Raw genomic sequence first — 25368 nt, 5'->3', positions numbered from 1 at the left:
AACGCAACCCGGCACACAAATACCCACAGCCCGTCCCCAGTTCATCCCTTGAAACCGCACGGGTTATCCACAAGTTCAGCACAAGAAATTCTCTAGAAAGCAGGAGCACACAACATGGCCAAAATCATCGGCATCGACCTCGGCACCACCAACTCGTGCGTGGCGATCATGGAGGGCAACACGACCCGCGTGATCGAGAACTCCGAAGGCGCGCGCACCACCCCTTCGATCATTGCCTACCAGGAAGACGGCGAAGTGCTGGTCGGCGCCTCGGCCAAGCGCCAGGCCGTCACCAACCCCAAGAACACGCTGTACGCCGTCAAGCGCCTGATCGGCCGCAAGTTCGAGGAAAAGGAAGTGCAGAAGGACATCGACCTGATGCCCTACACCATCACCAAGGCCGACAACGGTGACGCCTGGGTCGAAGTGCGCGGCAAGAAGCTCGCCCCGCCGCAGATCAGCGCCGAAGTGCTGCGCAAGATGAAGAAGACCGCCGAGGACTACCTGGGCGAGCCCGTCACCGAGGCCGTCATCACGGTGCCGGCCTACTTCAACGACAGCCAGCGCCAGGCCACCAAGGACGCCGGCCGCATCGCGGGCCTGGACGTCAAGCGGATCATCAACGAACCCACCGCTGCGGCCCTGGCCTTCGGCCTGGACAAGCAGGACAAGCACGACCGCAAGATCGCCGTGTATGACCTGGGCGGCGGCACCTTCGACATCTCGATCATCGAGATTGCCGACGTGGACGGCGAAAAGCAGTTCGAAGTGCTGTCGACCAACGGCGACACCTTCCTGGGCGGCGAGGACTTCGACCAGCGCGTGATCGACTACATCATTGCCGAGTTCAAGAAGGAACAGGGCGTCGATCTGTCCAAGGACGTGCTGGCCCTGCAGCGCCTGAAGGAAGCGGCCGAGAAGGCCAAGATCGAGCTGTCCAACAGCGCCGCCACCGACATCAACCTGCCCTACATCACCGCCGATGCATCGGGCCCGAAGCACCTGAACATCAAGCTGACCCGCGCCAAGCTGGAAAGCCTGGTCGAGGAGCTGATCGAGCGCACCATCGCCCCCTGCCGCATCGCCATCAAGGACGCCGGCGTGTCGGTCAACGACATCAGCGACGTGATCCTGGTGGGCGGCATGAGCCGCATGCCCAAGGTGCAGGAGAAGGTCAAGGAGTTCTTCGGCAAGGAGCCGCGCAAGGACGTCAACCCTGACGAGGCCGTGGCCGTCGGCGCCGCCATCCAGGGCCAGGTGCTCTCGGGCGATCGCAAGGACGTGCTGCTGCTCGACGTCACCCCGCTGTCCCTGGGCATCGAGACCATGGGCGGCGTGATGACGAAGATGATCACGAAGAACACGACCATCCCGACCAAGTTCGCGCAGACCTTCTCCACCGCCGACGACAACCAGCCGGCCGTGACGATCAAGGTGTTCCAGGGCGAGCGCGAGGTGGCGGCCGGCAACAAGCTGCTGGGCGAGTTCAACCTCGAGGGCATTCCACCGGCACCACGCGGTACGCCGCAGATCGAAGTGAGCTTCGACATCGACGCCAACGGCATCCTGCACGTGGGCGCGAAGGACAAGGCCACCGGCAAGGAAAACAAGATCACCATCAAGGCGAACTCCGGCATCTCCGAAGAAGAGATCCAGAAGATGGTGAAGGACGCCGAGCTCAATGCCGCCGAGGACAAGAAGAAGGTCGAACTGGCCCAGGCGCGCAACCAGGGCGAGGCCATGGTCCACAGCGTGAAGAAGTCCGTCACCGAGTACGGCGACAAGCTGGAAGCCGGTGAGAAGGAAGCCATCGAATCGGCCATCAAGTCGCTGGAAGAAGCCTTGAAGGGCGAGGACAAGACAGCCATCGAGGAAAAGACCGCGGCCCTGGTCACCGCCAGCCAGAAGCTCGGCGAAAAGATGTACGCCGACCAGGCCGCCGCCGCAGGCGCCGCGCAGGGAGCAGCCGGCAATGCCGGTGCGGCCAATGAGGCTCCCGCGGGCGACGACAACGTGGTCGACGCCGAAGTCAAGGAAGTGAAGAAGGACTGATCCTTTCGCCTTCTTCGAGGCTGGACGACCGACAAACGGGTGTCCAGCCTCTTTCCGTTTCCTGACCCCTGCATTGAATTGCCCACCGCGCGAAGACCATGGCCACCAAACGCGACTACTACGAGATCCTTGGCGTTCCCAAGAACGCAACCGACGATGAACTGAAGAAGGCCTATCGCAAGCTTGCGATGAAGTACCACCCCGACCGCAACCATGGCGACGGGGCCAAGGATTCGGAGGCGAAGTTCAAGGAGGCCAAGGAAGCCTACGAGATGCTGTCGGACGCGCAGAAGCGCGCCGCCTACGACCAGTACGGCCACGCCGGCGTCGACCCCAACATGCGCGGACCGGGGGCGGAAGGCTTCGGTGGTTTTGCCGAGGCCTTCGGCGACATCTTCGGCGACGTCTTCGGTGGCGCTGCAGGCCGCGGACGCGGCGGGCGCCAGGTGTACCGCGGCAACGACCTCAGCTACGCGATGGAGATCACGCTGGAAGAGGCCGCCGACGGCAAGGACGCCCAGATCCGCATTCCCAGCTGGGATGATTGCGGCACGTGCCACGGCACCGGCGCCAAGCCCGGCACCAAGCCCATCACCTGCACCACCTGCCATGGCCAGGGCGCGGTGCAGATGCGCCAGGGCTTCTTCAGCGTGCAGCAGACCTGCCCCCAATGCCGCGGTACCGGCAAGATCATTCCCGAGCCGTGCGCCACCTGCCACGGCCAGGGCAAGATCAAGAACAACAAGACGCTGGAAGTGAAGATCCCGGCCGGCATCGACGACGGCATGCGCATCCGCTCCACCGGCAACGGCGAGCCAGGCACCAACGGCGGCCCGCCGGGCGACCTGTACATCGAGATCCGGCTCAAGAAGCACGACGTGTTCGAGCGCGACGGGGACGACCTGCACTGCGTCGTGCCGGTCAGCATGACCACCGCGGCGCTCGGCGGCGAGATCGAGGTGCCGATGCTCAAGGGCAATGCCACCATCGACATTCCCGAAGGCACGCAAAGCGGCAAGCAGTTCCGCCTGCGCGGCAAGGGCATCAAGGGCGTGCGCGCCAGCTATGCGGGCGACTTGTATTGCCACGTCCGCGTGGAAACGCCGGTCAAGCTCACCGAGCACCAGCGCAAGCTGCTCAAGGAACTGGACGACTCGCTCAAGAAGGGCGGCGGAAAGCACAGCCCCAACGACAAGGGCTGGCTGGACAAGGCGAAGGAGTTCTTCAGCTAGCCTGGTTCGCCACAAGCTGTTTCGCTGACTTGAAGAGCCGCGCACCTTTCGGGGTGACGCGGCTTTTCTCTTTTTGCGAGGGGCTGCGCAACACATTTGCCTTGGGAGCGAAGAGTGGGGAAGAATCGCGGCAATGCCGTTTGTCACCGCTGCTCGAAAGCCGTCCCTTCGTCCCCTCATGGCCATGCTCTTGCTCGTGGCGGCAACGGGGGCGCAGGGCCAGGGCGGCGCAGCAGGCGCGAGCTACAGCTTTGTCGCCGCTCAGGACCGGCTGTCTTCCACCTCCAGCGCCTTGACCGCCGCGCGCGCCGGGGTGGATGCCTCGCAGAACTCGGCGCAGGCTGTCTCGGGGCTGAACCTGCCGATCCTGTCCATCGACGCGCAGTACTTTCGCTACCAGAAGACGCTGGAGGTCTCGCTCACCGCAGCCCGCAACCTTGTGGAGTCGTCGATCAACGGCTTCCTGGCCTCGCTGCCCGTCACGCCGACGGTTCCGCCTGCCGTCAGTGGGCTGGTCGCGGGCGCGCTCAAACGGATCCCCGATTCGCTGTCGACGAAGGTGCAGCAGAACATCTGGCGGCCGACGGTCACGCTGCTTTGGCCAATCTATACCGGCGGGATGTCCGGCGCCACGCAGGATGCCGCGCAGGCCAGCGCACGGCAGGCGCAGGCGGAGCTGATGTCCGTCTCGGACCAGCTCGGGCTGCAACTGGTCGCGGCCTACTTCGGCCAGCAGCTGGCTGCGCAGGTGGTCCAGACCAGCCAGCAGAACCTCGATCGGTTCCAGCGCCATCTCGACAACGCGCTGAAGATCGAGCGTCAGGGCATGCTCAGCAAGGCGCAGCGCCTGCAAGTGGAAGTGGCGCGCAACGCCGCCGAACGGCAACTGCTGCGTGCCCGCAATGACTACGAGACGGCGCAGGCGGTGCTCACCCGCCTGCTCAATGAAAGCGGCAAGGTGCAGCCGAGCACGCCGCTGTTCGCGCAGTCGCGGCCCTTGCCACCAGCGCAGCAGTTCGTCGACGAAGGCCGTGCGAACTCCCCCGCGCTGATGCGCCTGGCGGCATTGCGCGACATCAGCAAGAGCGGGGTGAAGGCCGCGCAATCGCTGGCCATGCCGCAGGTCTACGGCTTTGGTTCCTACAACTTCAATTCCGACAATGCGGTGCTGCCCGACCCCGACTGGATCGTCGGCGTGGGGGTGCACTACACGCTCTTTTCCAACGTGGACCGCCAGGCCACCGAGAGCGCCGCCCGGGCGCGCGAGCAGCAGGCCGAAGCCGCCTGGGCGCAAGCGGGCAACGACGTGGCCACGCTGATCGAGCGCAGCTGGCAAGGCGTGGAGACGGCGCGTCAGCAGTTCCTGCTGCTCGCGACCAACATGACGGCTGCCGAAGAAAACGTGCGCGTGCACGACCTGGGCTTCCGCGAGGGGCAGGCCAACGCCACCGAGTTGATCGACGCCCAGGTGGCGCTGAGCGTGGCGCAGACCCAGCGCGCCGCAGCGGCCTACGAATACGACCTGGCCCTGGCCCAGTTGCTGGCGGCCAGCGGCCGCATGCAGGAATATGCGCAGCACGTGGCCCGAGCCGACCAGACCTTGTCACTGCCATGAACACGCCCGAATCCGATGCCCCCCCTGCCCCGCTGCGACGCCCGCTGCGTTGGGTGCTCATCGCGGCGGGCGTGGCGCTGCTGGTCTTCATCGCGGTGGGACTGTGGCTGGCCTACAAGCCCGCACCATTGCAATTCCAGGGCATGGTCGACGCCGAGGAATACACGGTGGCCACGCAGGTTCCGATCTCACGCGTCGAACGATTGCTGGTGAAGGCGGGAGACCACGTCAAGGCAGGCCAGGACCTGGTGATATTGCGCAGCCCCGAGCTGGACGCGCGGCGCGAGCAGGCCGCAGGTGCCCTGGCCGGTGCGCAGGCCGTGCAGGCACGCACCTTGGCCGGATCACGCCAGGAGAACATCGACACGCTGCGCGCCGCCGCATCCAGCGCCCAGGCGGCGCTCAAGCTGGCCGAGCAGACCTATCGGCGCACCCGGAACCTGCATCAGGAAGGCGTGGTCTCCACCCAAAGGCTGGACGAGGCGCTGGCCGCGCGCGATGCCGCGGCCGGTCAGGTCAAGGCGGCGCAGGAGCAGGTTCTTCGTGCCACGCGCGGCCTGCCGCAGGAAGACAAGGACGCGGCCGCGGCGCAGGTCGAGGTGGCGGCCGCAGGCCTGAAAGCCGTCGAGGCGCTGCAGAAGGAAACACGGCTTAAGGCCCCGGCCGATGGCGAAGTCGGGCACACCATGGTTCAGCCAGGCGAGGTGGTCGCGCTCGGCTTTCCCATCCTCACGCTGGTGGCGGTCGACGAGCCCTGGGTCTCGCTCAACGTCCGCGAGAACCAGTTGCACGGCCTGTCAGCCGGTCGCGAGCTGGTGGGTCATCTGCCGGCGCTGGACGGCAAGGCGGTGCGCTTCAAGGTACGCAGCATCGGCGTCCAGGGCGAATTCGCGACCTGGCGTGCCACGCGCCAGTCCAGCGGCTTCGATGTGCGCAGCTTCGAGGTGCGCCTCACGCCCGCAGAGCCGGTGCCGCAACTGCGACCAGGCATGAGCGTGCTGTTCGACTGGCCGCAGTCATGAGCGGTGTCGGTCCTCGGCCACGGACGCGCAATGCTTTCGTCGTGGCCCTGGGTCGCGAAATCGCCTGGCTCGCGCGAAGCCCCTGGGATCTCGCGCTGCTGACCATCGCGCCTTTGCTCACGCTGGTGGTGTTGGGCGCCATGTTCATCCAGGGCAGTGCGCGGGACCTGCCGATCGCGGTGGTGGATGCCGACCATTCGCCGATCAGCCGGCAGCTCGTGCGCAATCTTCGTGCGTCGGCGCAGGTGCAGGTCGTGGCCGAGCCGGATCAATTGGAGCAGGCCTGGACGATGGCGCGCCAAACGAAGGTGTGGGCGGTGGTGCTCATTCCCGAAGGACTTCAGCGCGACGTGCTCGCCGGCCGGCAGGGGCAGATCTCGCTCTACCAGAACGCCTCGTTCTATTCCGTCGGCGCGCTGGCCGGTCGCGGCGTGGACGCCGCCGTCTCGGCGCTGCAGCAGCAGGTGCTGCCCGAACTCGCGCGTGCCCACAACGTGCCGGCCGCGCTGCGCGTGCAGGTGCCGCGCATCCAGGCGACCATGCTGTTCAACCCTCAGCTGAGCTACGAGTGGTTCCTCGAGGCCCTGCTGCAACCCGGCATCCTGCATGTGCTGCTCAGCTGCGCCGTCGCAGTGGCCATGGGGCGCGCGATGAAGGCCGATGGACAGGCCGCCGGTCGTGGTTTCGGAGCCAACACCCTGGCGCTGGCCGGCATGCTCGCGCCTTACGTGGTGGCGTTCACGGCTTGGCAGATGGCCGGAACCGCATGGCTGTGCGGTTGGCGCGGCTGGGGCGTTCATGGCAGCCTGGCCATGCTGCTGGCTGGCCAGGTGGCGCTGTACGCCTGCTATGCCGCCATCGCCGCGGTGGTCGCACTGCTCCTGCGCGACACCTACACGACGCTGTCGGCCGTCGCGCTGTACGGTGGGCCGGCCATGACCTTTTCGGATGCCACGCTGCCCGTCCTGGGCGCGCCGGTGTTCACCCAGGTCTGGAGCCAGGTCCTGCCCTTCTCGCACTATGTACGGCTACAGATGGAGCAGATGTTCATGGGGGCGCCGGCAGCCGATTCACTGCCTTCGCTGGGTGTGCTGGTGGGCGTCGCGCTCGGGATGTTTGTCCTGGCAGCGGGCTTGCTGTGCCGCAGGCCGGTCGGCGCGACGGGCCCGGCGCCCAGTTCCGCGGGCGAGCCGTCATGAATGCGCTCGACGGCGTCCTGGCCGGCGCGGCCGATACCTTCCGCTCGGTCCTGCGCACGCGCCCTGCCCTGATGATCCTGGTGCTGGCGGGCTTCCTGTATGGCTTCTACTATCCCGCCGCCTACCAGCACCAGGTCGCCAGCGCGCTGCCGGTGACGGTGGTCGACCTGGACCAGAGCTCGGCCAGCCGCCGCATCACCGAGCATCTGCTGGCTGCGCCGCAAGTCAGCGTGCAAACGGTGTCGCAGGATTTCGAAGGCGCGCGGCGCCAGCTCGAGCGGCGCCAGGTCGACGCGATCGTGCTCATTCCCCGCGACTTCGAGCGCGGCGTGCTGTCAGGCACCCGGCCCGATGCGCTGGCCTTCTATCTCAACGGCGCCTACATCGTGCGGGCAAGCGCCATCGGCACGGCCTTGCAAGGCGTGCTGTCGGCTGCACTGGCGGAAGCCCTGGAAGGCCCGGCCCGCGCGCTGGGCCTTCAGACCCTCATGCCCGTGAAGGCGGTTGCGCATCCGCTGTTCAACACGCGCGAAGGCTATGGCAGCTATGTGGTTCCGGGCGTGGCGGTGGTCATCGTCCACCAGACGCTGCTGATGGGCGTGGTGCTGCTGATGGGCGAGCGGCGTCGAACGGCCCAGCACTTCGCGGGTGGCGCACAACTCGTTGGTGCCGGCCTGGCGTTCTCGCTCATCGGCCTGATGACCGCCTTCTTCTATTTCGGCTTCGTGTTCTGGTTCCAGGACTACCCGCGCGGCGGCCCCTTCCTCGCCATGTGCCTGACCACCCTTCTTTTCGTGATCGCCACCGTGGCCTTTGCGCTGTTCATCGGCAGCTTCTTCGATCGCGGAGAACGCTCGGCGCAGGTGCTGGCCGCTTCGTCGGCATTGATCTTCTTTCTGAGCGGCGTGCCTTGGCCGTTCGAAGCCATGCCGGCCCTGCTGGCCAACCTGGCGCACCTGCTTCCGTCCACGGCCGGCGTGCAAGGTCTGGTCAAGGTCAACCAGATGAGCGCGGGTTTGGCAGACGTTCGGCCCGAACTTCTGCAATTGCTGGGGCTGGGTGTTTTTTACGGCGCATTGGCGTGGTGGCGCTGGGTGCGCCAGAGGCCGAAGCTGTCACCGACTTGATGCACCAAGTCGCGGCGCATTCGGCCAGATGTAAATGCGCGGTCAAACGAGAAAAATGCCAGATTGCAAAGTCGTATGCACTCTGGCAGGGGGCCGTTATTTCTGCTACGTAACGCAATGCAACAGCGTATCCAGCCGGAATCCGCAATTCACCCTTTTGAGGGCACGGAAATAGCTTTTCATAAGGTTTACGGAATTGCTTATGGGCCGCAGGAATGAACGGCCATCGACCAGCCTTCTCCAGTGAAGCGACCGTGGCGCGAAGGCAACTACGCTTGCGGCGCCCGACATTCGCCTCCGTTGCCCCAACAGCCGCGCCACGCTTGGTCATTTAAGTCGTCCGTAGGATAAAACCGTGTCGATTTGTAGGGAACTTTGGCGACACAGTTGGTTCCTAAATTGAAAAATCAATTCCAAGGTTTCGTTTTGTTGACTAGGATGCGTACAAGGGGTTTTCAGGCTTAAAAGGGTTTCCCGAAGGCATGCAAACAACGCTGAGCACAGTTCTTGCGGAAGCAGTTTCGGCGTGCTGCACGGAGGTCCCGGAGGTCGCCCGCCATTGACTGTCGTTGGAGGTGTGAACATGGACGTCATCAGCAACTTCGCAGCGCGCTACGAGCGCACCCGTGAAGAGGTCCTTTCGCTGCAGGAATACCTGGAAATCTGCAAGCGAGAGCCGATGGCCTACGCCACCGCTGCCGAGCGCATGCTCGCCGCGATCGGCGAGCCGCAGTTGATCGACACGCGCAACGATTCGCGCCTGTCGCGAATCTTCTCCAACAAGGTCATCAAGCTTTATCCGGCCTTCAAGGAGTTCTACGGCATGGAGGACGCCATCGAGCAGGTGGTGTCGTACTTCCGCCATGCCGCCCAGGGCCTGGAAGAGAAGAAGCAGATCCTCTATCTGCTCGGTCCTGTGGGCGGCGGCAAGAGCTCGATCGCCGAACGGCTCAAGCAGCTCATGGAGCACGTGCCCTTTTATGCGATCAAGGATTCGCCGGTGAACGAGTCGCCGCTCGGCCTGTTCAACGCCGAGGAAGACAGCGAGATCCTCGAGAAGGAATACGGCATCCCGCGCCGGTACCTGCAGCGCATTCTTTCGCCTTGGGCCGTCAAGCGGCTCGAAGAGTTCGGCGGTGACATCCGCCAGTTCCAGGTGGTCAAGCGCTACCCGTCGCAGCTCAAGCAGATCGCGGTGGCCAAGACCGAGCCGGGCGACGAGAACAACCAGGACATCTCTTCCCTGGTCGGCAAGATCGACATCCGCAAGCTCGAGACCTATGCCCAGAATGACCCGGACGCCTACGCCTATTCCGGCGGCCTGTGCCTGGCCAACCAGGGGCTGCTGGAGTTCGTCGAGATGTTCAAGGCGCCGATCAAGGTGCTGCACCCCCTGCTGACTGCCACGCAGGAAGGCAACTACAAGGGCACCGAAGGCTTCGGCGCCATTCCGTTCGACGGCATCGTGCTGGCCCACAGCAACGAGAGCGAGTGGAAGGCATTTCGCAACAACAAGAACAACGAGGCCTTCCTCGACCGCATCTACATCGTCAAGGTGCCCTACTGCCTGCGCGTGTCGGAAGAGATCAAGATCTACGACAAGTTGGTGCGCAATTCGTCGCTCGCGCACGCTCCTTGTGCACCGGGCACGCTGCGGATGATGTCGCAGTTCTCGGTGCTCACGCGTCTGAAGGAGCCGGAGAACTCGTCCATCTTCAGCAAGATGCAGGTCTACGACGGCGAGAACCTGAAAGACACCGACCCCAAGGCCAAGTCGATCCAGGAGTACCGCGACTATGCGGGCGTGGACGAGGGCATGGCGGGCGTGTCGACCCGCTTCGCGTTCAAGATCATCTCGAAGGTGTTCAACTTCGACAGCTCCGAGGTTGCGGCCAATCCGGTGCACCTGATGTATGTGCTGGAGCAGCAGATCGAGCGCGAGCAGTTCCCGCCCGAGACCGAGCAGAAGTACCTGTCCTACATCAAGGAGCTGATCGCCCCGCGCTATGCGGAGTTCATCGGCAAGGAGATCCAGACGGCGTACCTGGAGAGCTACTCGGAGTACGGCCAGAACATCTTCGACCGCTACGTCACCTACGCCGACTATTGGATCCAGGACCAGGAGTACCGCGATCCCGACACCGGCGAGGTCTTCGATCGCGGTTCGCTCAACACGGAACTCGAGAAGATCGAGAAGCCCGCGGGAATCAGCAATCCCAAGGACTTCCGCAACGAGATCGTCAACTTCGTCCTTCGCGCCCGGGCCGGCAACAACGGCAAGAACCCGCAATGGACGAGCTACGAGAAGCTGCGCACGGTCATCGAGAAGAAGATGTTCTCGAACACCGAGGAACTCCTGCCCGTGATCAGCTTCAATGCCAAGAGCAGCGCGGACGAGTTGAAGAAGCACGAAGACTTCGTCAATCGCATGGTGAAGAAGGGCTATACCGCCAAGCAGGTGCGCCTGCTTTGCGAGTGGTACCTGCGCGTTCGCAAGAGTTCGTAGTCGTTTTTTGATGCGGGCCGCGCCCGGTCCGCCAAGGAGAGTGCTTCTTGTCCGTGCTGCAGCAGATCATCGATCGCCGCCTGTCGGGAAAGAACAAGTCCATCGGTAACCGCGAGCGCTTCCTGCGCCGCTACCGCGAGCAGATCGGCGAGGCAGTCAAGCGCGCCGTCAGCGGTCGCGGCATCCGCGACCTCGAGCGCGGGGAAGACGTCATCCTGCCCAAGCGCGATGTGTCCGAACCCGTATTCGGGCACGGCATGGGCGGCAACCGCGAATACGTCCACCCCGGCAACCGTGAGTACGTCAAGGGCGACCGGATCGAGCGGCCGCAAGGCGGCGGCGGTGGCAGCGGCGGTTCGCAAGCCTCGGACAGCGGCGAAGGCGAGGACGATTTCGTCTTTCGCCTGACCAAGGAGGAGTTCATGCGGGTCTTCTTCGAGGACCTGGCGCTGCCGCACCTGATCCGTACGCAGCTGGCCGAAGTACCCGAGTGGAAGAGCCACCGGGCAGGCTTCGTCACCGACGGCATGCCCTCCAACCTGCATGTGGTGCGCTCCATGCGCGGTGCGCTGTCACGCCGCATCGCGCTCGGCGGTGCGCCCAGGCGCGAACTGCGCGAGCTGGAAGAACACCTGCTCAAGCTCAAGCGCAATCCGCGCGCCGATGATGCCCTGGTGCAGCGCGAGATCAAGGAAACCGAGCTGTTGATCGAGGAGATGAAGAAGCGCGCCAAGCATGTGCCCTTCATCGATCCGATCGACCTGCGCTACCGCAATCGCGTGCGCGTGCCGGTGCCTTCGGCCAAGGCGGTGATGTTCTGCCTGATGGACGTTTCGGGCTCGATGGACGAGGCGCGCAAGGACATGTCCAAGCGCTTCTTCATGCTGCTCTATCTGTTCCTCACGCGGCACTACGAGAAGATCGAGCTGGTGTTCATCCGGCACCACACCCAGGCCACCGAGGTGACGGAAGACGAGTTCTTCCACACCACCGAGACCGGCGGCACGGTGGTCAGCAGTGCGCTCAAGCTCATGCACGAGATCGTGCGGGCGCGCTATCCGAGCAACGAGTGGAACATCTACGGCGCCCAGGCCAGCGACGGCGACAACTGGCACCAGGACAGCGGCCAGTGCCGCAAGATGCTCAGCGAGCAGATCCTGCCCCTCGTACGCTACTACGCCTACGTGCAAGTGGCCGAAGCCGAGCAGAACCTCTGGGAGGAATACACCCAGCTGGTGGACGACCATCCCAACTTCGCCATGCGCAAGGTGTCCGACGCGACGGAGATCTACCCGGTCTTCCGCGACCTGTTCAAGAAGGAGGGCGCAACGACATGAACGGCCCGCACGACGAGATCACGCTTCCCGCAGCCGCCCTCCATGACCGCGACCGCGATCGCGAACCGCTGCCCAGCCCATCGGACTGGACCTTCGACCTGATCGAGAAGTACCACACCGAGATCGCCCGTGTGGCGGCAGGCTACAAGCTCGACACCTACGCGAACCAGCTCGAGATCATCACGGCCGAGCAGATGATGGACGCCTATGCGTCGGTGGGCATGCCCGTCATCTACCGGCACTGGTCCTATGGCAAGCAGTTCATCTCGACCGAGAAGAACTATCGCCGCGGACACATGGGCCTGGCCTACGAGATCGTCATCAACTCCGACCCCTGCATCGCCTATCTCATGGAAGAGAACACCATGGCCATGCAGGCCCTGGTGATCGCCCATGCGGCCTATGGCCACAACAGCTTCTTCAAGGGCAACTACCTCTTCAAGATGTGGACCGATGCGTCGTCCATCATCGACTACCTCGTCTACGCTCGTAACTACATCGCCGAGTGCGAAGAGAAGCACGGGCTGGCCGCGGTGGAAGACGTGCTCGACTCCTGCCACGCGCTGATGAACCACGGCGTCGACCGCTATCGCAGGCCGCAGAAGCTGTCACTCGCGCAGGAACAGGCGCGCCGCGAAGAACGCGAGTACTACCTCCAGCAGCAGGTGAACGACCTCTGGCGGACCCTTCCCCGGCGCTCCGGCCAGGAAGCCAGCGAGGAAGCCACGCGCCGCTTTCCCGCGGAGCCTCAAGAGAACCTGCTGTACTTCATCGAGAAGAACGCGCCGCTGCTCGAGCCCTGGCAGCGCGAGGTGGTGCGCATCGTGCGCAAGGTGGCGCAGTACTTCTACCCGCAGCGCCAGACCCAGGTCATGAACGAAGGCTGGGCGACCTTCTGGCACTACACGCTGCTCAACACCCTGTACGACGAAGGCCTGCTGGCCGACGGCTTCATGATGGAGTGGCTGCAGTCGCACACCAACGTGGTGTATCAGCCGCCGATCGACCACCGCGCCTACAGCGGCATCAACCCCTATGCGCTGGGCTTCGCGATGTTCACCGACCTGCGGCGCATCTGCGAGAAGCCAACCGAGGAAGACCGGCGCTGGTTCCCCGACCTGGCGGGCACCGACTGGCTCACCACGCTCGACTACGCCATGCGCAACTTCAAGGACGAGAGCTTCATCGGCCAGTTCCTGAGCCCGAAGCTGATGCGCGACTTCCGCCTCTTCGCGATACGCGACGAGGAGGACGAACCGGAGCTGGAGGTCTCGGCCATCCACGACGACAGCGGCTATCGCCAGTTGCGCGAGGCGCTGTCTCGCCAATACGACCTGAACCATCGCGAGCCGAACATCCAGGTGTGGAGCGTCAACCTGCGTGGCGACCGGTCCCTCACCCTTCGCCACACGCAGCACAACGATCGGCCGCTGCACGAGACGGCCAGCGAAGTGCTCAAGCACGTGGCTCGCCTTTGGGGATTCGACGTCCATCTGGAAAGCGTGGACAGCCGCGGACACATCACACGGTTCAAGGCCGTCGCGTCGCAAGGCGCCTGAACCGCTGGTCAGGCTGGCGGCGAAGGCCGCAGCTTCAAGCGCAGGGCTGGCGGTACTGAGCCCAGGCCTCCTGGGTGGGCGTGGTGCCTGCTCCAGGCAGTGACGGCAACACGAAGAAGCCATCCTCCACCCTGGCCGGATCGGTGAAGCAGTGCGCGATCCAGGGGATGTACTCCAGCACCTCGCAGGCCGGATGGGCATAGTTCAGGTGGACGTGCACCTGACTCATCTCCCCGGCATGCGGCGCCACCGGAAGACGGAAGCCATGGGCCATCTCGCACACCTGCCACGTCTCGGTGATTCCGCCCAGGCGCGTGACATCGGGCTGCACCCAATGGATGGCACGCTGCGCAATGAATTCCGAAAAAGCGTCCGCGGTGTAGAGCTGCTCGCCAAGGGCGACCGGAATCGATGAGGCGCGAGCCAGCTCCGCATGACCGGCGACATCGTCATACCAGAGCGGCTCCTCGAACCAGAACACATCGTGCTCCTGCGCGCCGCGGCAAAAGCGCAGGCAGTCCGCCAGGCTCCACTTGCCATTGCCATCGACCGCCAGCGTCACCGACGAACCGATGGCCTTGCGCACGGCGGCGAGGCGGCGCAGGTCTCGGTCCACGGTCGAGCCCACCTTGATCTTGATGCCGGTGAAGCCATCCTCGACCGCGCGCTGCGCGCCCCTCACCAGCGCCTCATCGTCGATGCTGAGCCAGCCGATGTCGGTGTTGTAGGCACGCACCTTGTCGCGCACCTGGCCGCCCAGGAGCTTCCACAGGGGCACCCCGGCAGCCTTGGCATTGAGGTCCCACAGCGCGATGTCGATCGCCGCCAGCGACAGGGTGGTGACACCGGCGCGGCCGATCCATTGCAGCGCGGGATGGCGTGCCAGCTTGAGCCAGAGGCGCCGCCGGTCGCGCGCGTCCTCGCCCAGCAGCAGCGGCGCATGCGCATCGCGGATGCAGCTCGCGATGAGTTGGTCGCCCGGAAGGTGCGCATGGGTGCCGGCGAACCCGAAGCCTTCCAGCCCGTCCTCGCTGACGATCCTGGCGCCCACGACGCCCCAGTGGCTGATGGTGTGCGTGCTGTCGGCAATCTGGTTGCCGGTGACGGGCACGTGCAGGATGAATGGGCTGACCTCGGTGATTTTCACGGCGCGATGTCTCCTGTTTTTTCTGGATCCGACCGGCAGGGCCGGCGGCGGGCGCCGCTCAGGCCTTGGGCGTGCTGACCCGCAGCAATGCCTCGATGGCCAGCGGATATCCCTGCACGCCGAAGCCGACGATGATGCCGCGCGCCGCCGGCGAGATGTAGGAGTGATGGCGGAAGGACTCGCGCGCATGCACGTTGGAGATGTGCAGTTCGATCAGCGTGACGGAGGCGCCCTTGATGGCGTCATGCAGCGCAATCGAGGTGTGCGTGTAGGCGCCAGGGTTCATCACCACGCCGAGCAGCGTGCCGGCCGCCTGGTCGCGACCCGCTTGGTGGAGCCAGTCGATGAGTTGGCCTTCGTGGTTGGACTGTCGGCATTCCACCTCCAGGCCCAGTTGGGTGCCGGTTTCGCGGCACATGCGCTCCACATCGTCCAGTGTCTCGTAGCCGTAAGTGGCTGGCTCGCGCGTGCCGAGGAGATTGAGGTTGGGGCCGTTGAGAACCAGGATCTTCTTCATGGGTTGCAGTCGGTAGGTTGAGCAACGCCGGCCACGCAGGCCGGCGGCTCCCCGACTTTATCGCCGCCTGGCCGACCTCAGTAGGCCAGTTGCGGATTGCGCTTCTGCTCGACCAGTCGCTGCTGCTCCAGCACAGGCCCGCATTCGGACCGCCGTCCGTTGCCAGGCTTCATGCAGATGTCCACCTGGCAGCGGGAGCGCGAGATGAAGTTCAGCGCTTCGCACGCGGCGAAGAGCGACCCGCTTTCAGGCGCCCTTGCGACCGGCGCCTGCTTTGCGACCGGCGCTTTTGCCGGCTCGTGAGTCGCCTTGGCTGGCCGGGGCGCCGGAGCGTTCGCAACCGCCTTGACCTCGGGCGCATGCGGCGAGGCCGGTTCAGGTGCGCTGGCTGGCGAAGCCACCATGGGCGCGGCAGGCTCGGCGGACGCCACGGGCTCGGCAGGCACAGGTTCCACGCGATTCTTGGTCGCCATCGGCTCGACCGCGGCAGCCTCGGAAACCATCGAACCACCCCCGGGCCCGTCTTCGCTCGAAGCGACAAACCAGCCTGCGGCAGCCGCCAACGCGAAGCCACCCGTCAAGACGAGAAAGGCGCGCATCTTGCCCACGGGCCTTCCGGCATTGCGCGATTCGGGCGCGTGGAACGCAGTGTCCGGAAGCGGTGCGGCGGGCGCACTGCTTGGCCCGCCTGCAAAGACGGCCAGCGCTTCTGGCAGATCTTCGGAAGACGACGTTCCGGCGCGCAGTGGCAACTGCTGCGTCGGCGCAAAATCCACGGGCAGGGGCAGCACGCATTCGATGCAGAACCTGGCCGCCAGACGATTCTCTGTCCCGCAGGACGGACACAACAACGCCATCAGACTTCGTCGCGCTGGGTGATGAGGATGCCGCCCTGTGCGGACACGACGTGGCTTTCGGTGGCCAGTTGCAGCGCGGCCTGGTGTGCCGTGCGGCTGGCGCCCTTGGCGTGCGCGATGATCGTGCGCCACTGGCCGGTCAGTGCTTCGGGCGTTTCGTGCTGCGGTTCGGCCAGCAGCGCCTGCGCCACATCGATGAGCGTGGCAGCCGCCGACAGGCATTGGGTGGCGGCTTGATGGGCTGTGGTCCCGACGGGGACGCCCCAGCCGAGCGTGGCATCGCGCTTGCCCATGACGGCATCGAGCGCGACAAGAGCGCGTTCCAGGTGAACGACATCTGAGAGATTGGGCATGGTCTGCCAATCCTGCCAGTCACCGTGGCAAACCGAATGCGCATTAAGACACAAATAGAAACAAAATCATCACGCCGATCACAATTTTGAGGATGACGCCTGCCGGCGCCTTCAAAGCCCTCGCTCACGCACCCCGTGGAAGCTGCGACGCCATCGTCGATGTGGCACGATCGAAGGCACATTCATTGCAGCGCCACTGCGCCACTTCGCCACTTACGGCGTGGCTCGGCGCGCGCCCTTTTTTCACCATCCACAGACCGACCCCATGAAATCCAAAGCCGCCGTTGCCTTCGAAGCTGGCAAGCCCCTGCAGATCGTCGAGATCGACGTCGAACCGCCGCGCAAGGGCGAAGTGCTGGTCAAGATCACGCACACGGGCGTGTGCCACACCGACGCTTTCACGCTGAGCGGCGATGACCCGGAAGGCATCTTCCCGGCTGTCCTGGGCCACGAGGGCGCGGGAATCGTCGTCGAAGTGGGCGAGGGCGTGACCAGCGTCAAGCCGGGCGATCACGTCATTCCGCTCTACACCGCCGAGTGTGGCGAGTGCCTGTTCTGCAAGTCGGGCAAGACCAACCTTTGCGTGGCCGTGCGCGCCACGCAGGGCAAGGGCGTCATGCCCGATGGAACCACGCGCTTTTCTTACCAGGGCAAGCCCATCTATCACTACATGGGCTGCTCCACGTTCAGTGAGTACACGGTGGTGGCCGAGGTCTCGCTGGCCAAGGTCAACCCGCAGGCCAATCCCGAACAGGTATGCCTGTTGGGCTGCGGCGTGACGACCGGACTGGGCGCCGTCAAGAACACCGCCAAGGTCCAGGAAGGCGACAGCGTGGCTGTCTTCGGCCTGGGCGGCATCGGGCTGGCGGTGATCCAGGGCGCCAAGCTGGCCAAGGCCGGCCGCATCATCGCGATCGACACCAATCCCGGCAAGTTCGAACTGGCGCGGACCTTCGGCGCCACCGACTGCGTCAATCCCAAGGACTACGACAAGCCCATCCAGCAAGTGGTGGTCGAGATGACGGGCTGGGGCGTCGACCACTCGTTCGAGTGCATCGGCAACATCAACGTGATGCGCGCCGCGCTCGAATGCGCGCACCGCGGCTGGGGCCAGTCGGTCGTCATCGGCGTGGCCGGCGCGGGGCAGGAGATCTCCACGCGCCCGTTCCAACTCGTGACCGGCCGCCGCTGGCTGGGCACGGCCTTCGGCGGCGTGAAGGGCCGTTCGCAGCTGCCGGGCATGGTCGAAGACGCGATGGCTGGCCGCATCCAGCTGGCGCCTTTCGTCACGCACACGATGCCGCTCACGGAAATCAACGAGGCCTTCGACCTGATGCACGAAGGCAAGTCGATCCGCAGCGTCGTTCATTTCTGATCGGATCCGGAGCCTGCGCGTGAGCAACCCCTTCCGCACTCTGTCCGAACACGCCTGCTTCGGCGGCATTCAGCGTTTCCTGGAGCACGACTCGAGCGAGATCGGCCTGCCGATGCGCCTGGCGCTCTACCTGCCGCCGCAGGCAGCGTCGGGGCCCGTGCCTGCAGTGCTGTATCTCGCAGGCCTGACGTGCAACGAAGAAACCTTCGCGATCAAGGCCGGTGCTCAACGCATGGCAGCCGAGCTCGGCCTGGCCCTGATCGCGCCCGACACCAGCCCACGCGGCGCCGCGGTCGAAGGACTGCCCGGTGCCACCGCGAGTTGGGACTTCGGCATTGGCGCCGGCTTCTACCTCGACGCCACCCAGGCGCCCTGGTCCAAGCACTGGCGCATGGAAAGCTGGCTGATGAACGAACTGTTGCCGCTGACGACTGCGCAGTTCGGCATCGACGCCTCGCGCCTCGGCATCTTCGGTCATTCGATGGGCGGGCACGGCGCGTTGACGCTGGCGCTGCGGCATCCGGGACGGTTCCGCTCGCTGTCGGCGTTCGCACCGATCAGCGCGCCGACGCAGTGCCCCTGGGGCGAGAAGGCGTTCACGGGCTACCTCGGGCCGGATCGAGACGCCTGGGCGGCGCATGATGCGAGCGCACTGATGTGCTCGCAGGAAAGCGCGCCCTACCCAAGCGGCATCCTCGTCGACCAGGGCCTGGCCGACAAGTTCCTCGCCGAGCAGCTTCATCCAGAGCAGTTCGAGGCCGCCTGCCGGCAAGTGGGACAAGCGCTCACGCTGCGCCGCCACGAAGGCTACGACCACGGCTATTTCTTCATCCAGAGCTTCATGGCCGATCACCTCGCGCACCACGCGCGGGTGCTTGCGGGCTGAGCCGCCGTTCAACTGGAATCTAGAAAAGACTGCCCTGCCCCGCCGCTCCCGGCGGTCTGAAGGCAGTCAGGTCCATCTCGAAGCGCTCGCGGTTGAAGCCCAACCGACGAGTCGCTTTGGCAAAACGCTGCGCGATCAACTGCGCCCAAGGCCCACTGCCCTTCATTCGCGTAGCGAAGTCGGCGTCGTAGTCCTTGCCACCACGCATTTCGCGAATGCGTGCCATCACGCGATCAGCGCGTTGCGGGTAGTGCAGCGCCAGCCACTGATGGAAGAGGGGCGCCACCTCCCACGGCAGGCGCAGCACGGTATAGAACGCCGAACGGGCGCCGGCGGCCCAGGCGGCTTCGAGAACCTGCTCCATGTCTTCGGTGACGAACGGAATCTGCGGCGCGACGCTCACGCCCACCGGCACGCCGGCCGCCGCCAACGTTGCGATCGTCCGCAAGCGCCGCTGCGGCGAAGCTGCGCGAGGCTCCAGCTTGCGGGCCAGTTCGCCGTCGAGCGTGGTCACGGTGACGTACACGGCCGCGAGGCGCTGCGCCGCCATCGGCGCGATCAGGTCGAGGTCGCGTTCCACCGCGCTCGACTTCGTGACCAACCCGAAGGGATGCCGGCATTCCTGCAGCACTTCCAACACCGAACGGGTGAGCCGCAATTCGCGCTCGATGGGCTGATACCCGTCGGTGGCGGTGCCAATGGCAATGCTGCTGGGCCGGTAGGCGCGCCGGCCAAGCTCCGTGCGCAGGACCTGTGCGATGTTGCGCTTGGCGATCAGTCGCGTTTCGAAGTCCAGCCCGGGCGACAGGTTCAGGTAGCTGTGCGTGGGACGGGCAAAACAATAGATGCAGCCGTGCTCGCAGCCGCGATACGGATTGAGCGAGCGCTCGAAGTAGATGTCGGGCGATTCGTTGCCGGTTAGAACCGACTTCACGTCTTCGAAGCGCACCTCGGTGGCCACAGGCGGCAGGTCTTCGTCCTCGGCCTGCGTCTCGTGCAGCGTGCCCCAGCCGTCATCGAAGGCGCTGCGCTCGTCCTTGGCGAAGCGGTGCGCCAGACGCGTGGCGGCGCCGCGGCCCTTGATGGCGTGGACAGGAACGAAGGCATCTTCGGACATAACTGTATTTTCATACAGTATTCGTTGTCTTGCAGGACGGCCACAATGGGCGCATGGTTCGCCGCCCAGAAAACGTCTACGACCGCTATCACGCGCATGTTTACTTCGGCCCGGAGACGGCCACGCTGGCCCGACTGATCTGGGAGCGTGCCCCTGCCGAGTTGCCCGACGGAACGCCCGTCGGACGCTTTCATGAAAAGCCGGTGGGTCCGCATCCGCACTGGAGCTTCCAGATCGCCTTCGACGCCGCGCATTTCGACGAGGTGATCGGCTGGCTTGCCTCGCAGCGCAAGGGCCTGGACGTGCTGGTGCACGGCGATACCGGCAACGACTACGCGGACCACACAGACCACGTGATGTGGCTGGGCGATCCGGCCGTGCTGGACCTGAGCGTGTTCAGGTCTTGAAGATCGCCTCGAGGTCGACCTGCTCCTCGTTCGCGTCGAGCTTCATGCTCGACTCGATGTGCTCCAGATGCTCGAGCATGAGCTGTTCTGCGCGCGCGGCGTCGCGCTTGGAGATCGCCTCGATGATCTGCGAATGCTCATCGGCGCGGCAACTGGCGGTGGTGGGCGAGTCGTAGAGGAAGATCATCAGGCAGGTCAGCACCGACAGTTCGCGCATGCTGCGCGTGAGGGCGCTATTGCCGGCCAACTCAGCCGCCAGCGAATGGAATTCGCCCGACAGTCGAATGACGGCGCGCTTGTCGTCGCGACGGCGCGCCTCCTGCTCCAGGTCCTGATGCAAGCGCAGCTTGGCCAGCTTCTCGGGCGTCAGCGTTTCTATCAGGCGGCGCAGCACTGCCGGCTCGATCAGACGACGTGCCTCGAACACATCCAGCGCCTGCTCGATGGTGGGACGCGCCACGAACGCGCCGCGCTGCGGGTACAGCTCCACGATCTGCTCGTGAGCCAGCCTGGCCAGCACTTCGCGAATGCGAGCGCGGCTGACATTGAAGATTTCTGCCAACCGCTCTTCGACCAGCTTGGTGCCGGGGTGCAGGCGATGCTCGAGGATGGCGACGTAGATCTTTTCGTAGATTTCGTCGTTGGCGTTTTCACGCGCCAGTCGAGCCTGGTTGGCGGTGCCGCGTCGGGCGGGTCGTGTAGGCGGCATGTGCGCGTGCTTGTGCGTCGGGGTGGGTTTGGCGTCGAGCGGCTTGGCCTCCGAAACGCCGGTTCGCCCGGCATGCGCGGAAGCGCCGGCGATTGTACGAAGGTGTCCAACACCTTCGAGGGCGGTGCGCAATGCGTCGGGGCCGCCGCTCATTTCCAGCCGAACAGTTGACCCCAGCCTCGAACGACCGAGGGGTCGACGCCGGCGGCACGCAATTGGCCCCAAACGGTCGCACTGACCGTGTCCAGCAAGGGAATGCCCAGCTCCGCCTCGATCTGCTCCGCCATCTGCGCCGCGCGCAGGTTGGTGCAGTAGGTGACGATCGCCTGCGGCCGCGCGGCGCTCACCTCGCGCATCATGGCGTGCAGCTGATCGGGTGTCACCAGCGCGAAGTCGTGATTGACGCGGATGTCCAGGTGACGCTCTGCCACGACCTCAACGCCGATGGCTGCATAGTTTTCGATGATGCGTTGCTGCACGTCGCCCGTGTAGGGAGAGACCAGCGCCAGCCGCGTGACGCCGCGAAGCGCAAGCAGTTCGTTGAGCGCCAGCACCGCTGTGGTGGCCACGATGCCTGTACGGCCATGGATGCGCTCGACCAGGCGCCGGTCGGAATCGAAGCCCAGCCAACCGGCCGCAGTGCCGCTCCATCCGATCACGCTCACCTTCGCATCGGCCAGCAGTTCAGCGGCCACCAGGATCTTGCTGTCGTCGAACTGGCCCAGGGCCTGGTCGGACAGCGCGATCTCCGTGACCTTGAACCGCGAGAAGTGCGCGCTGCAGTTCGGTACGGCTGCGGCCAGGGCGCTGGTCAGCGGCTCGAGCGCCGTATTCGACGAGGGCGTGAGAACGCCCAGGCGCAGACCGTTCGAGGAAGACGTCATGGAGCGGTTCCCGTTTCTATGTGTTAGTCGACAGTAGTGTTAACACTATTCCCAAGATATGCCATTGTCAACGATTCTGTCGACATCGCGGTCAGCATATTTTTCAACATTGGCCCGAAGGTTGCATATATCGCTCTTGCTAGGGAATTCTCATGCAAAACATCACTTTCCCGCACCAGATTTTATCGTCGACATATTTGTCAACAGTAATGGCTACAATATCGCACACATGTGGTGCAAAAGGCAGCACCAAATGAGCACATTCAACTTGGTGGTGCGCAACGCCCGCGTGGCCACCGCCGCAGACACCTTCAGCGCCGACATCGGCATCCAGGCCGGCCGGATCGTGCAACTCGGGCACGGGCTGGCCAAGGGCGCGCGTGAAATCGACGCCGCAGGCCGCGTGGTCACGCCGGGCGGGGTCGATGCGCATTGCCATCTTGACCAGCCGATGGCCCCGCCGGTGCGTATGGCCGACGATTTCGACACCGGGACCCGCGCCGCCGCTTGCGGGGGCACGACCACCGTCATTCCCTTTGCAGCCCAGGAAAAGGGCCAATCGCTGCGTGCCGCCGTGGCCGACTATCACCAGCGTGCCGAGGGCAAGGCCCACGTGGACTACGCGTTCCACCTGATCGTGAGCGACCCGACGCCGCAGGTGCTCGAAGAGGAATTGCCGGCGCTGATCCGCGAGGGCTACACCTCCTTCAAGATCTACATGACCTACGACGATCTGAAGCTGGGCGATGGGCAGATCCTCGACGTGCTGGCCGTGGCACGCCAACACGGGGCCATGGCCATGATCCACGCCGAGAACGCCGACTGCATCGAGTGGCTGACCAAGCGTCTGGAAGCTGCCGGGCGAACCGCACCGCGCTTTCATGCCCATTCGCGCCCCATGCTGGTGGAACGCGAAGCCACGCACCGCGCCATCGCGCTGGCCGAACTGGTGGACGTGCCGATCCTGATCGTGCACGTTTCCGGACGCGAGGCGGTCGAGCAGATTCGCTGGGCGCGCGCGCATGGCCTGTCGATCTTTGCCGAAACCTGCCCTCAGTACCTGTTCCTCACCGCCGCGGACCTGGGCCTGGACGACAGCTATCTCGGTGCGCGCTGCGTCTGCAGCCCGCCACCGCGCGACAAATCCAACCAGGAGGTGATCTGGGCCGGCCTCAACGACGGCCTGTTCACGGTGTTCAGCTCGGATCACGCACCCTTCCGCTATGACGACCCGCAGGGCAAGAAGCCCGGCGGTGAGGAAGTGGCCTTCCGCCACATTCCCAATGGCATTCCCGGCATCGAGACGCGCATGCCGCTGCTCTACTCCGAAGGCGTGCTGGGCGGACGCATGACGTTGAACCGCTTCGTCGAACTGACGGCCACCAATCCCGCCAAGACCTACGGCCTTCACCCACGCAAAGGCACGATCGCCGTGGGCAGCGACGCCGATCTCGTGGTGTGGGACGAACGCGAATTCGTGCTGTCCAACCACCATCTGCACCACAACGTCGACTACACACCCTACGCCGGCCAGCGCCTGCGCGCCTGGCCGGGCCTGACGCTCATCGGGGGCGAGGTGGTGTGGGACGGCAAGGACTTCCACCCCCGCGCTGGACGCGGCCGCTTCCTGACCTGCGAGACGCCCAGCATCCTGCCGCGGCGAGCCGGAGTCGCCGCATGACCCGCCTGCTGCTGATCAATCCCAACATCTCGGAGAGCGTGTCCGAGCTCATCCGGGCCGAGGCGCAGCGCAGCGCCGCGTCCGACACCGAGGTCGAAGTGCTGACGGCGCCTTTCGGCGTGGCGTACATCGAAACCCGCTTCGAAGCCCTGATCGGCGCGTATGCCGCAGCCCAGCTCGCGGCTGAACACCATGCACGCTTCGACGCGGTGATCGTGGCGGCATTCGGCGACCCGGGGTTGGCCGGCCTGCGCGAAGCATTGCCCTGCCCGGTGACCGGACTGACGGAGGCCGCACTCGCGAGCGCCTGCCTGCTGGGCCATCGCTTCTCGATCGTCGCCATCTCGCAGCGCATCCGCGCCTGGTATCGCGAAACGGTGCATGCCAATGGTCTGTCCGACCGACTGGCGAGCATCCGTGCGCTGGACGAGCCGCTGGCCGACATCGGACGCGTCCAGAGCAACCAGGGCGAGCGCCTGGTGGCGCTGGCCGAACGGTGCGTGGCCGAAGACGGCGCCGACGTCATCGTGCTGGCCGGCGCCCCGCTGGCCGGCCTCGCGCGCAGCCTCCAGGGGCGGCTTCCCGTGCCGGCCGTGGACGGTGTATCGAGTGCCGTGCGCCATGCGCAAAGCCTCGTCGCCCTCCAGCCCGGCAGCGCGCGCATGGGCAGCTTCGCACCGCCACCCGCCAAGGGCAACAAAGGCCTGCCGCCTGCCATCGCCGCGCTATTGCAACGCAACCCTTCCTGAAAACCCCGCCCGTCGCAAAAGGAACTTCCAACATGACCCGCCCTTCCCGCCTTCATCGCCTCGTTGCAGCCCTCGCCCTGGCCGGCGCGCTGCTGCCCGCCGCTGCCCAGCAGAAGCTACAGATCGCCGGCAACTTTGCCACCGAGCATCCCAGCAGCGTCGCCGTCGAGCAAGTGTTCAAGAAGGAGGTGGCGCGCTTGACGAAAGACCAACTCCAGGTGGACGTGTTCCCGGCCATGCAACTGGGCGGCGCCAAGGAGAACGTCGACGCCGTGAGATCGGGCACGCTGGCGCTGACATGGGTCGGCGCCGCCTTCCTGTCGCGAATTGCGCCGGAGCTGGAAGCGGTCAGCCTTCCCTTCGTCTTTGCCGACCGGGCTTCCGCGTTTCGCGTCATCGATGGCCCCGTCGGCCAGGCCATCGACCAGAAGCTGCAGGCCAAGGGTTTCATCTCCCTGGGCTGGATGGAACTGGGCATGCGCCATGTGACCAACAGTCGCGGCCCCATCAAGACCGCCGCCGACCTCAAGGGTCTGAAGCTGCGTCTGCAGCCCAACGAAACGCATCTGGCCACCTTCCGGGCACTGGGCGCCAACCCGGTCGCGATGGACGTGAAGGAGCTGTATTCGGCGTTGGAGCAGCACGTGGTCGACGCCCAGGAGAATCCCTACACCGTGATCGCGGCGTCCCGTTACGCCGAGGTGCAGAAGTACCTGTCGAACACGGGCCACTTCTTCGACCTCATCGCCGTGGTGGCCAGCAAGAAGGCGTTCGAGCAACTCAAGCCCGAATACCAGACGGCGGTGCGCCAGGCCATGACCCAGACCATCGCCTACCAGCGCAAGCTGGCGATCGAGGCCGAAGCCAAGGTGCTGCCCGAACTGAAGGCCAAGATGACCTACACCGAGATCACCCCGGCAGACCGCGAGGAAATGCGCAAGATCGCGCTTCCGGCCGTGCTCGACGGTGTGAAGAAGCGTGCCGGCGCTGACCTGGTCGACCAGGTCCTGGCCGAAGCCGCCAAGCCCTGAGCAGCG

General features: G+C 65.1%; 22 protein-coding genes. 15 read left to right on the top strand and 7 right to left on the bottom strand.

What is annotated here, in order from left to right; translation table 11 throughout:
- Positions 1-114 precede the first annotated feature (114 nt).
- The 9 genes from dnaK (at position 115) to QTH91_RS22670 (ending at position 13649) form a co-directional block, all read left to right on the top strand.
- Positions 115-2052 (top strand): molecular chaperone DnaK, encoded by a 1938-nt coding sequence (gene dnaK, locus QTH91_RS22710; protein WP_286662445.1) that lies wholly within the window; start codon positions 115-117, stop codon positions 2050-2052.
- Positions 2053-2150: 98 nt separating this feature from the next.
- Complete coding sequence (gene dnaJ, locus QTH91_RS22705) at positions 2151-3284, top strand: molecular chaperone DnaJ (protein WP_286662444.1); 1134 nt, start codon at positions 2151-2153, stop codon at positions 3282-3284.
- Positions 3285-3462: 178 nt separating this feature from the next.
- Positions 3463-4899 (top strand): TolC family protein, encoded by a 1437-nt coding sequence (locus QTH91_RS22700; RefSeq protein ID WP_286662443.1) that lies wholly within the window; start codon positions 3463-3465, stop codon positions 4897-4899.
- On the top strand, positions 4896-5921 hold the full coding sequence (locus tag QTH91_RS22695) for an HlyD family secretion protein (protein ID WP_286662442.1): 1026 nt from the start codon (positions 4896-4898) through the stop codon (positions 5919-5921). The genes QTH91_RS22700 and QTH91_RS22695 overlap by 4 nt, the downstream gene beginning before the upstream one ends.
- Positions 5918-7120, top strand: coding sequence for an ABC transporter permease (locus QTH91_RS22690; protein WP_286662441.1), 1203 nt, complete (start codon positions 5918-5920; stop codon positions 7118-7120). The genes QTH91_RS22695 and QTH91_RS22690 overlap by 4 nt, the downstream gene beginning before the upstream one ends.
- Positions 7117-8247, top strand: a complete 1131-nt coding sequence (locus tag QTH91_RS22685; protein WP_286662440.1) for an ABC transporter permease — start codon at positions 7117-7119, stop codon at positions 8245-8247. The genes QTH91_RS22690 and QTH91_RS22685 overlap by 4 nt, the downstream gene beginning before the upstream one ends.
- A 583-nt stretch (positions 8248-8830) precedes the next feature.
- Positions 8831-10753 (top strand): PrkA family serine protein kinase, encoded by a 1923-nt coding sequence (locus QTH91_RS22680; RefSeq protein WP_286662439.1) that lies wholly within the window; start codon positions 8831-8833, stop codon positions 10751-10753.
- A 47-nt stretch (positions 10754-10800) separates the two neighbouring features.
- Positions 10801-12090, top strand: coding sequence for a YeaH/YhbH family protein (locus QTH91_RS22675; RefSeq protein ID WP_286662438.1), 1290 nt, complete (start codon positions 10801-10803; stop codon positions 12088-12090).
- Positions 12087-13649 (top strand): SpoVR family protein, encoded by a 1563-nt coding sequence (locus tag QTH91_RS22670; protein ID WP_286662437.1) that lies wholly within the window; start codon positions 12087-12089, stop codon positions 13647-13649. The genes QTH91_RS22675 and QTH91_RS22670 overlap by 4 nt, the downstream gene beginning before the upstream one ends.
- A 34-nt stretch (positions 13650-13683) precedes the next feature.
- Here QTH91_RS22670 and QTH91_RS22665 read toward each other — a convergent pair whose 3' ends face one another.
- The 4 genes from QTH91_RS22665 to QTH91_RS22650 all read right to left on the bottom strand — a co-directional run bounded on the left by QTH91_RS22665 (position 13684) and on the right by QTH91_RS22650 (position 16523).
- A complete protein-coding gene (locus tag QTH91_RS22665; protein WP_286662436.1) occupies positions 13684-14796 on the bottom strand; it encodes a mandelate racemase/muconate lactonizing enzyme family protein in 1113 nt (370 codons plus the stop codon).
- Positions 14797-14854: 58 nt separating this feature from the next.
- Complete coding sequence (gene aroQ / locus QTH91_RS22660; RefSeq protein WP_286662435.1) at positions 14855-15313, bottom strand: type II 3-dehydroquinate dehydratase; 459 nt, start codon at positions 15311-15313, stop codon at positions 14855-14857.
- 77 nt (positions 15314-15390) lie between these two features.
- Positions 15391-16104, bottom strand: coding sequence for a hypothetical protein (locus tag QTH91_RS22655; protein ID WP_286662434.1), 714 nt, complete (start codon positions 16102-16104; stop codon positions 15391-15393).
- A 65-nt stretch (positions 16105-16169) separates the two neighbouring features.
- On the bottom strand, positions 16170-16523 hold the full coding sequence (locus tag QTH91_RS22650; RefSeq protein WP_286662433.1) for a hypothetical protein: 354 nt from the start codon (positions 16521-16523) through the stop codon (positions 16170-16172).
- 265 nt (positions 16524-16788) lie between these two features.
- Between QTH91_RS22650 and QTH91_RS22645 the strand changes: the two genes are divergently transcribed.
- Both QTH91_RS22645 and fghA read left to right on the top strand, forming a co-directional pair.
- Positions 16789-17898, top strand: coding sequence for an S-(hydroxymethyl)glutathione dehydrogenase/class III alcohol dehydrogenase (locus QTH91_RS22645; RefSeq protein WP_286662432.1), 1110 nt, complete (start codon positions 16789-16791; stop codon positions 17896-17898).
- A gap of 19 nt (positions 17899-17917) precedes the next feature.
- Entirely contained in the window at positions 17918-18784 is an 867-nt protein-coding gene (gene fghA / locus QTH91_RS22640) for an S-formylglutathione hydrolase (protein WP_286662431.1), read from the top strand.
- Positions 18785-18803: 19 nt separating this feature from the next.
- Here fghA and QTH91_RS22635 read toward each other — a convergent pair whose 3' ends face one another.
- Positions 18804-19901, bottom strand: a complete 1098-nt coding sequence (locus QTH91_RS22635; RefSeq protein WP_286662430.1) for a PA0069 family radical SAM protein — start codon at positions 19899-19901, stop codon at positions 18804-18806.
- A 53-nt stretch (positions 19902-19954) separates the two neighbouring features.
- On the opposite strand from QTH91_RS22635, the gene QTH91_RS22630 reads away from it, so the two are divergent.
- Positions 19955-20308 (top strand): DOPA 4,5-dioxygenase family protein, encoded by a 354-nt coding sequence (locus QTH91_RS22630; RefSeq protein WP_286662429.1) that lies wholly within the window; start codon positions 19955-19957, stop codon positions 20306-20308.
- Here the strand turns inward: QTH91_RS22630 and QTH91_RS22625 are convergent.
- The gene (locus QTH91_RS22625; RefSeq protein ID WP_390367241.1) at positions 20298-21017 is read right to left on the bottom strand and encodes a GntR family transcriptional regulator; all 720 of its coding nucleotides are present in this window, start codon (positions 21015-21017) and stop codon (positions 20298-20300) included. The two genes, QTH91_RS22630 and QTH91_RS22625, sit on opposite strands and share 11 nt — an antisense overlap.
- Positions 21018-21166: 149 nt before the next feature.
- Positions 21167-21901 carry a maleate cis-trans isomerase family protein gene (locus QTH91_RS22620; RefSeq protein WP_286662427.1) on the bottom strand — a complete coding sequence of 245 codons (735 nt, stop codon included), beginning with the start codon at positions 21899-21901 and terminating at the stop codon, positions 21167-21169.
- A 253-nt stretch (positions 21902-22154) separates the two neighbouring features.
- Between QTH91_RS22620 and hydA the strand changes: the two genes are divergently transcribed.
- The 3 genes from hydA to QTH91_RS22605 are packed head-to-tail and all read left to right on the top strand — an operon-like array spanning position 22155 to position 25362.
- Positions 22155-23582: a dihydropyrimidinase gene (gene hydA / locus QTH91_RS22615; RefSeq protein WP_286662426.1), complete on the top strand. Its 1428-nt coding sequence runs from the start codon at positions 22155-22157 to the stop codon at positions 23580-23582.
- On the top strand, positions 23579-24331 hold the full coding sequence (locus QTH91_RS22610) for an aspartate/glutamate racemase family protein (RefSeq protein ID WP_286662425.1): 753 nt from the start codon (positions 23579-23581) through the stop codon (positions 24329-24331). The genes hydA and QTH91_RS22610 overlap by 4 nt, the downstream gene beginning before the upstream one ends.
- A 32-nt stretch (positions 24332-24363) precedes the next feature.
- Entirely contained in the window at positions 24364-25362 is a 999-nt protein-coding gene (locus tag QTH91_RS22605; protein WP_286662424.1) for a TRAP transporter substrate-binding protein, read from the top strand.
- Positions 25363-25368: the final 6 nt, after the last annotated feature.

The organism is Variovorax dokdonensis, assembly GCF_030316895.1.
GTDB classification, from domain to species: domain Bacteria; phylum Pseudomonadota; class Gammaproteobacteria; order Burkholderiales; family Burkholderiaceae_C; genus Variovorax; species Variovorax dokdonensis.
The sequence above is the reverse complement of the archived record's forward strand: the minus strand, read 5'-3'. Positions and strand labels throughout refer to the sequence as shown.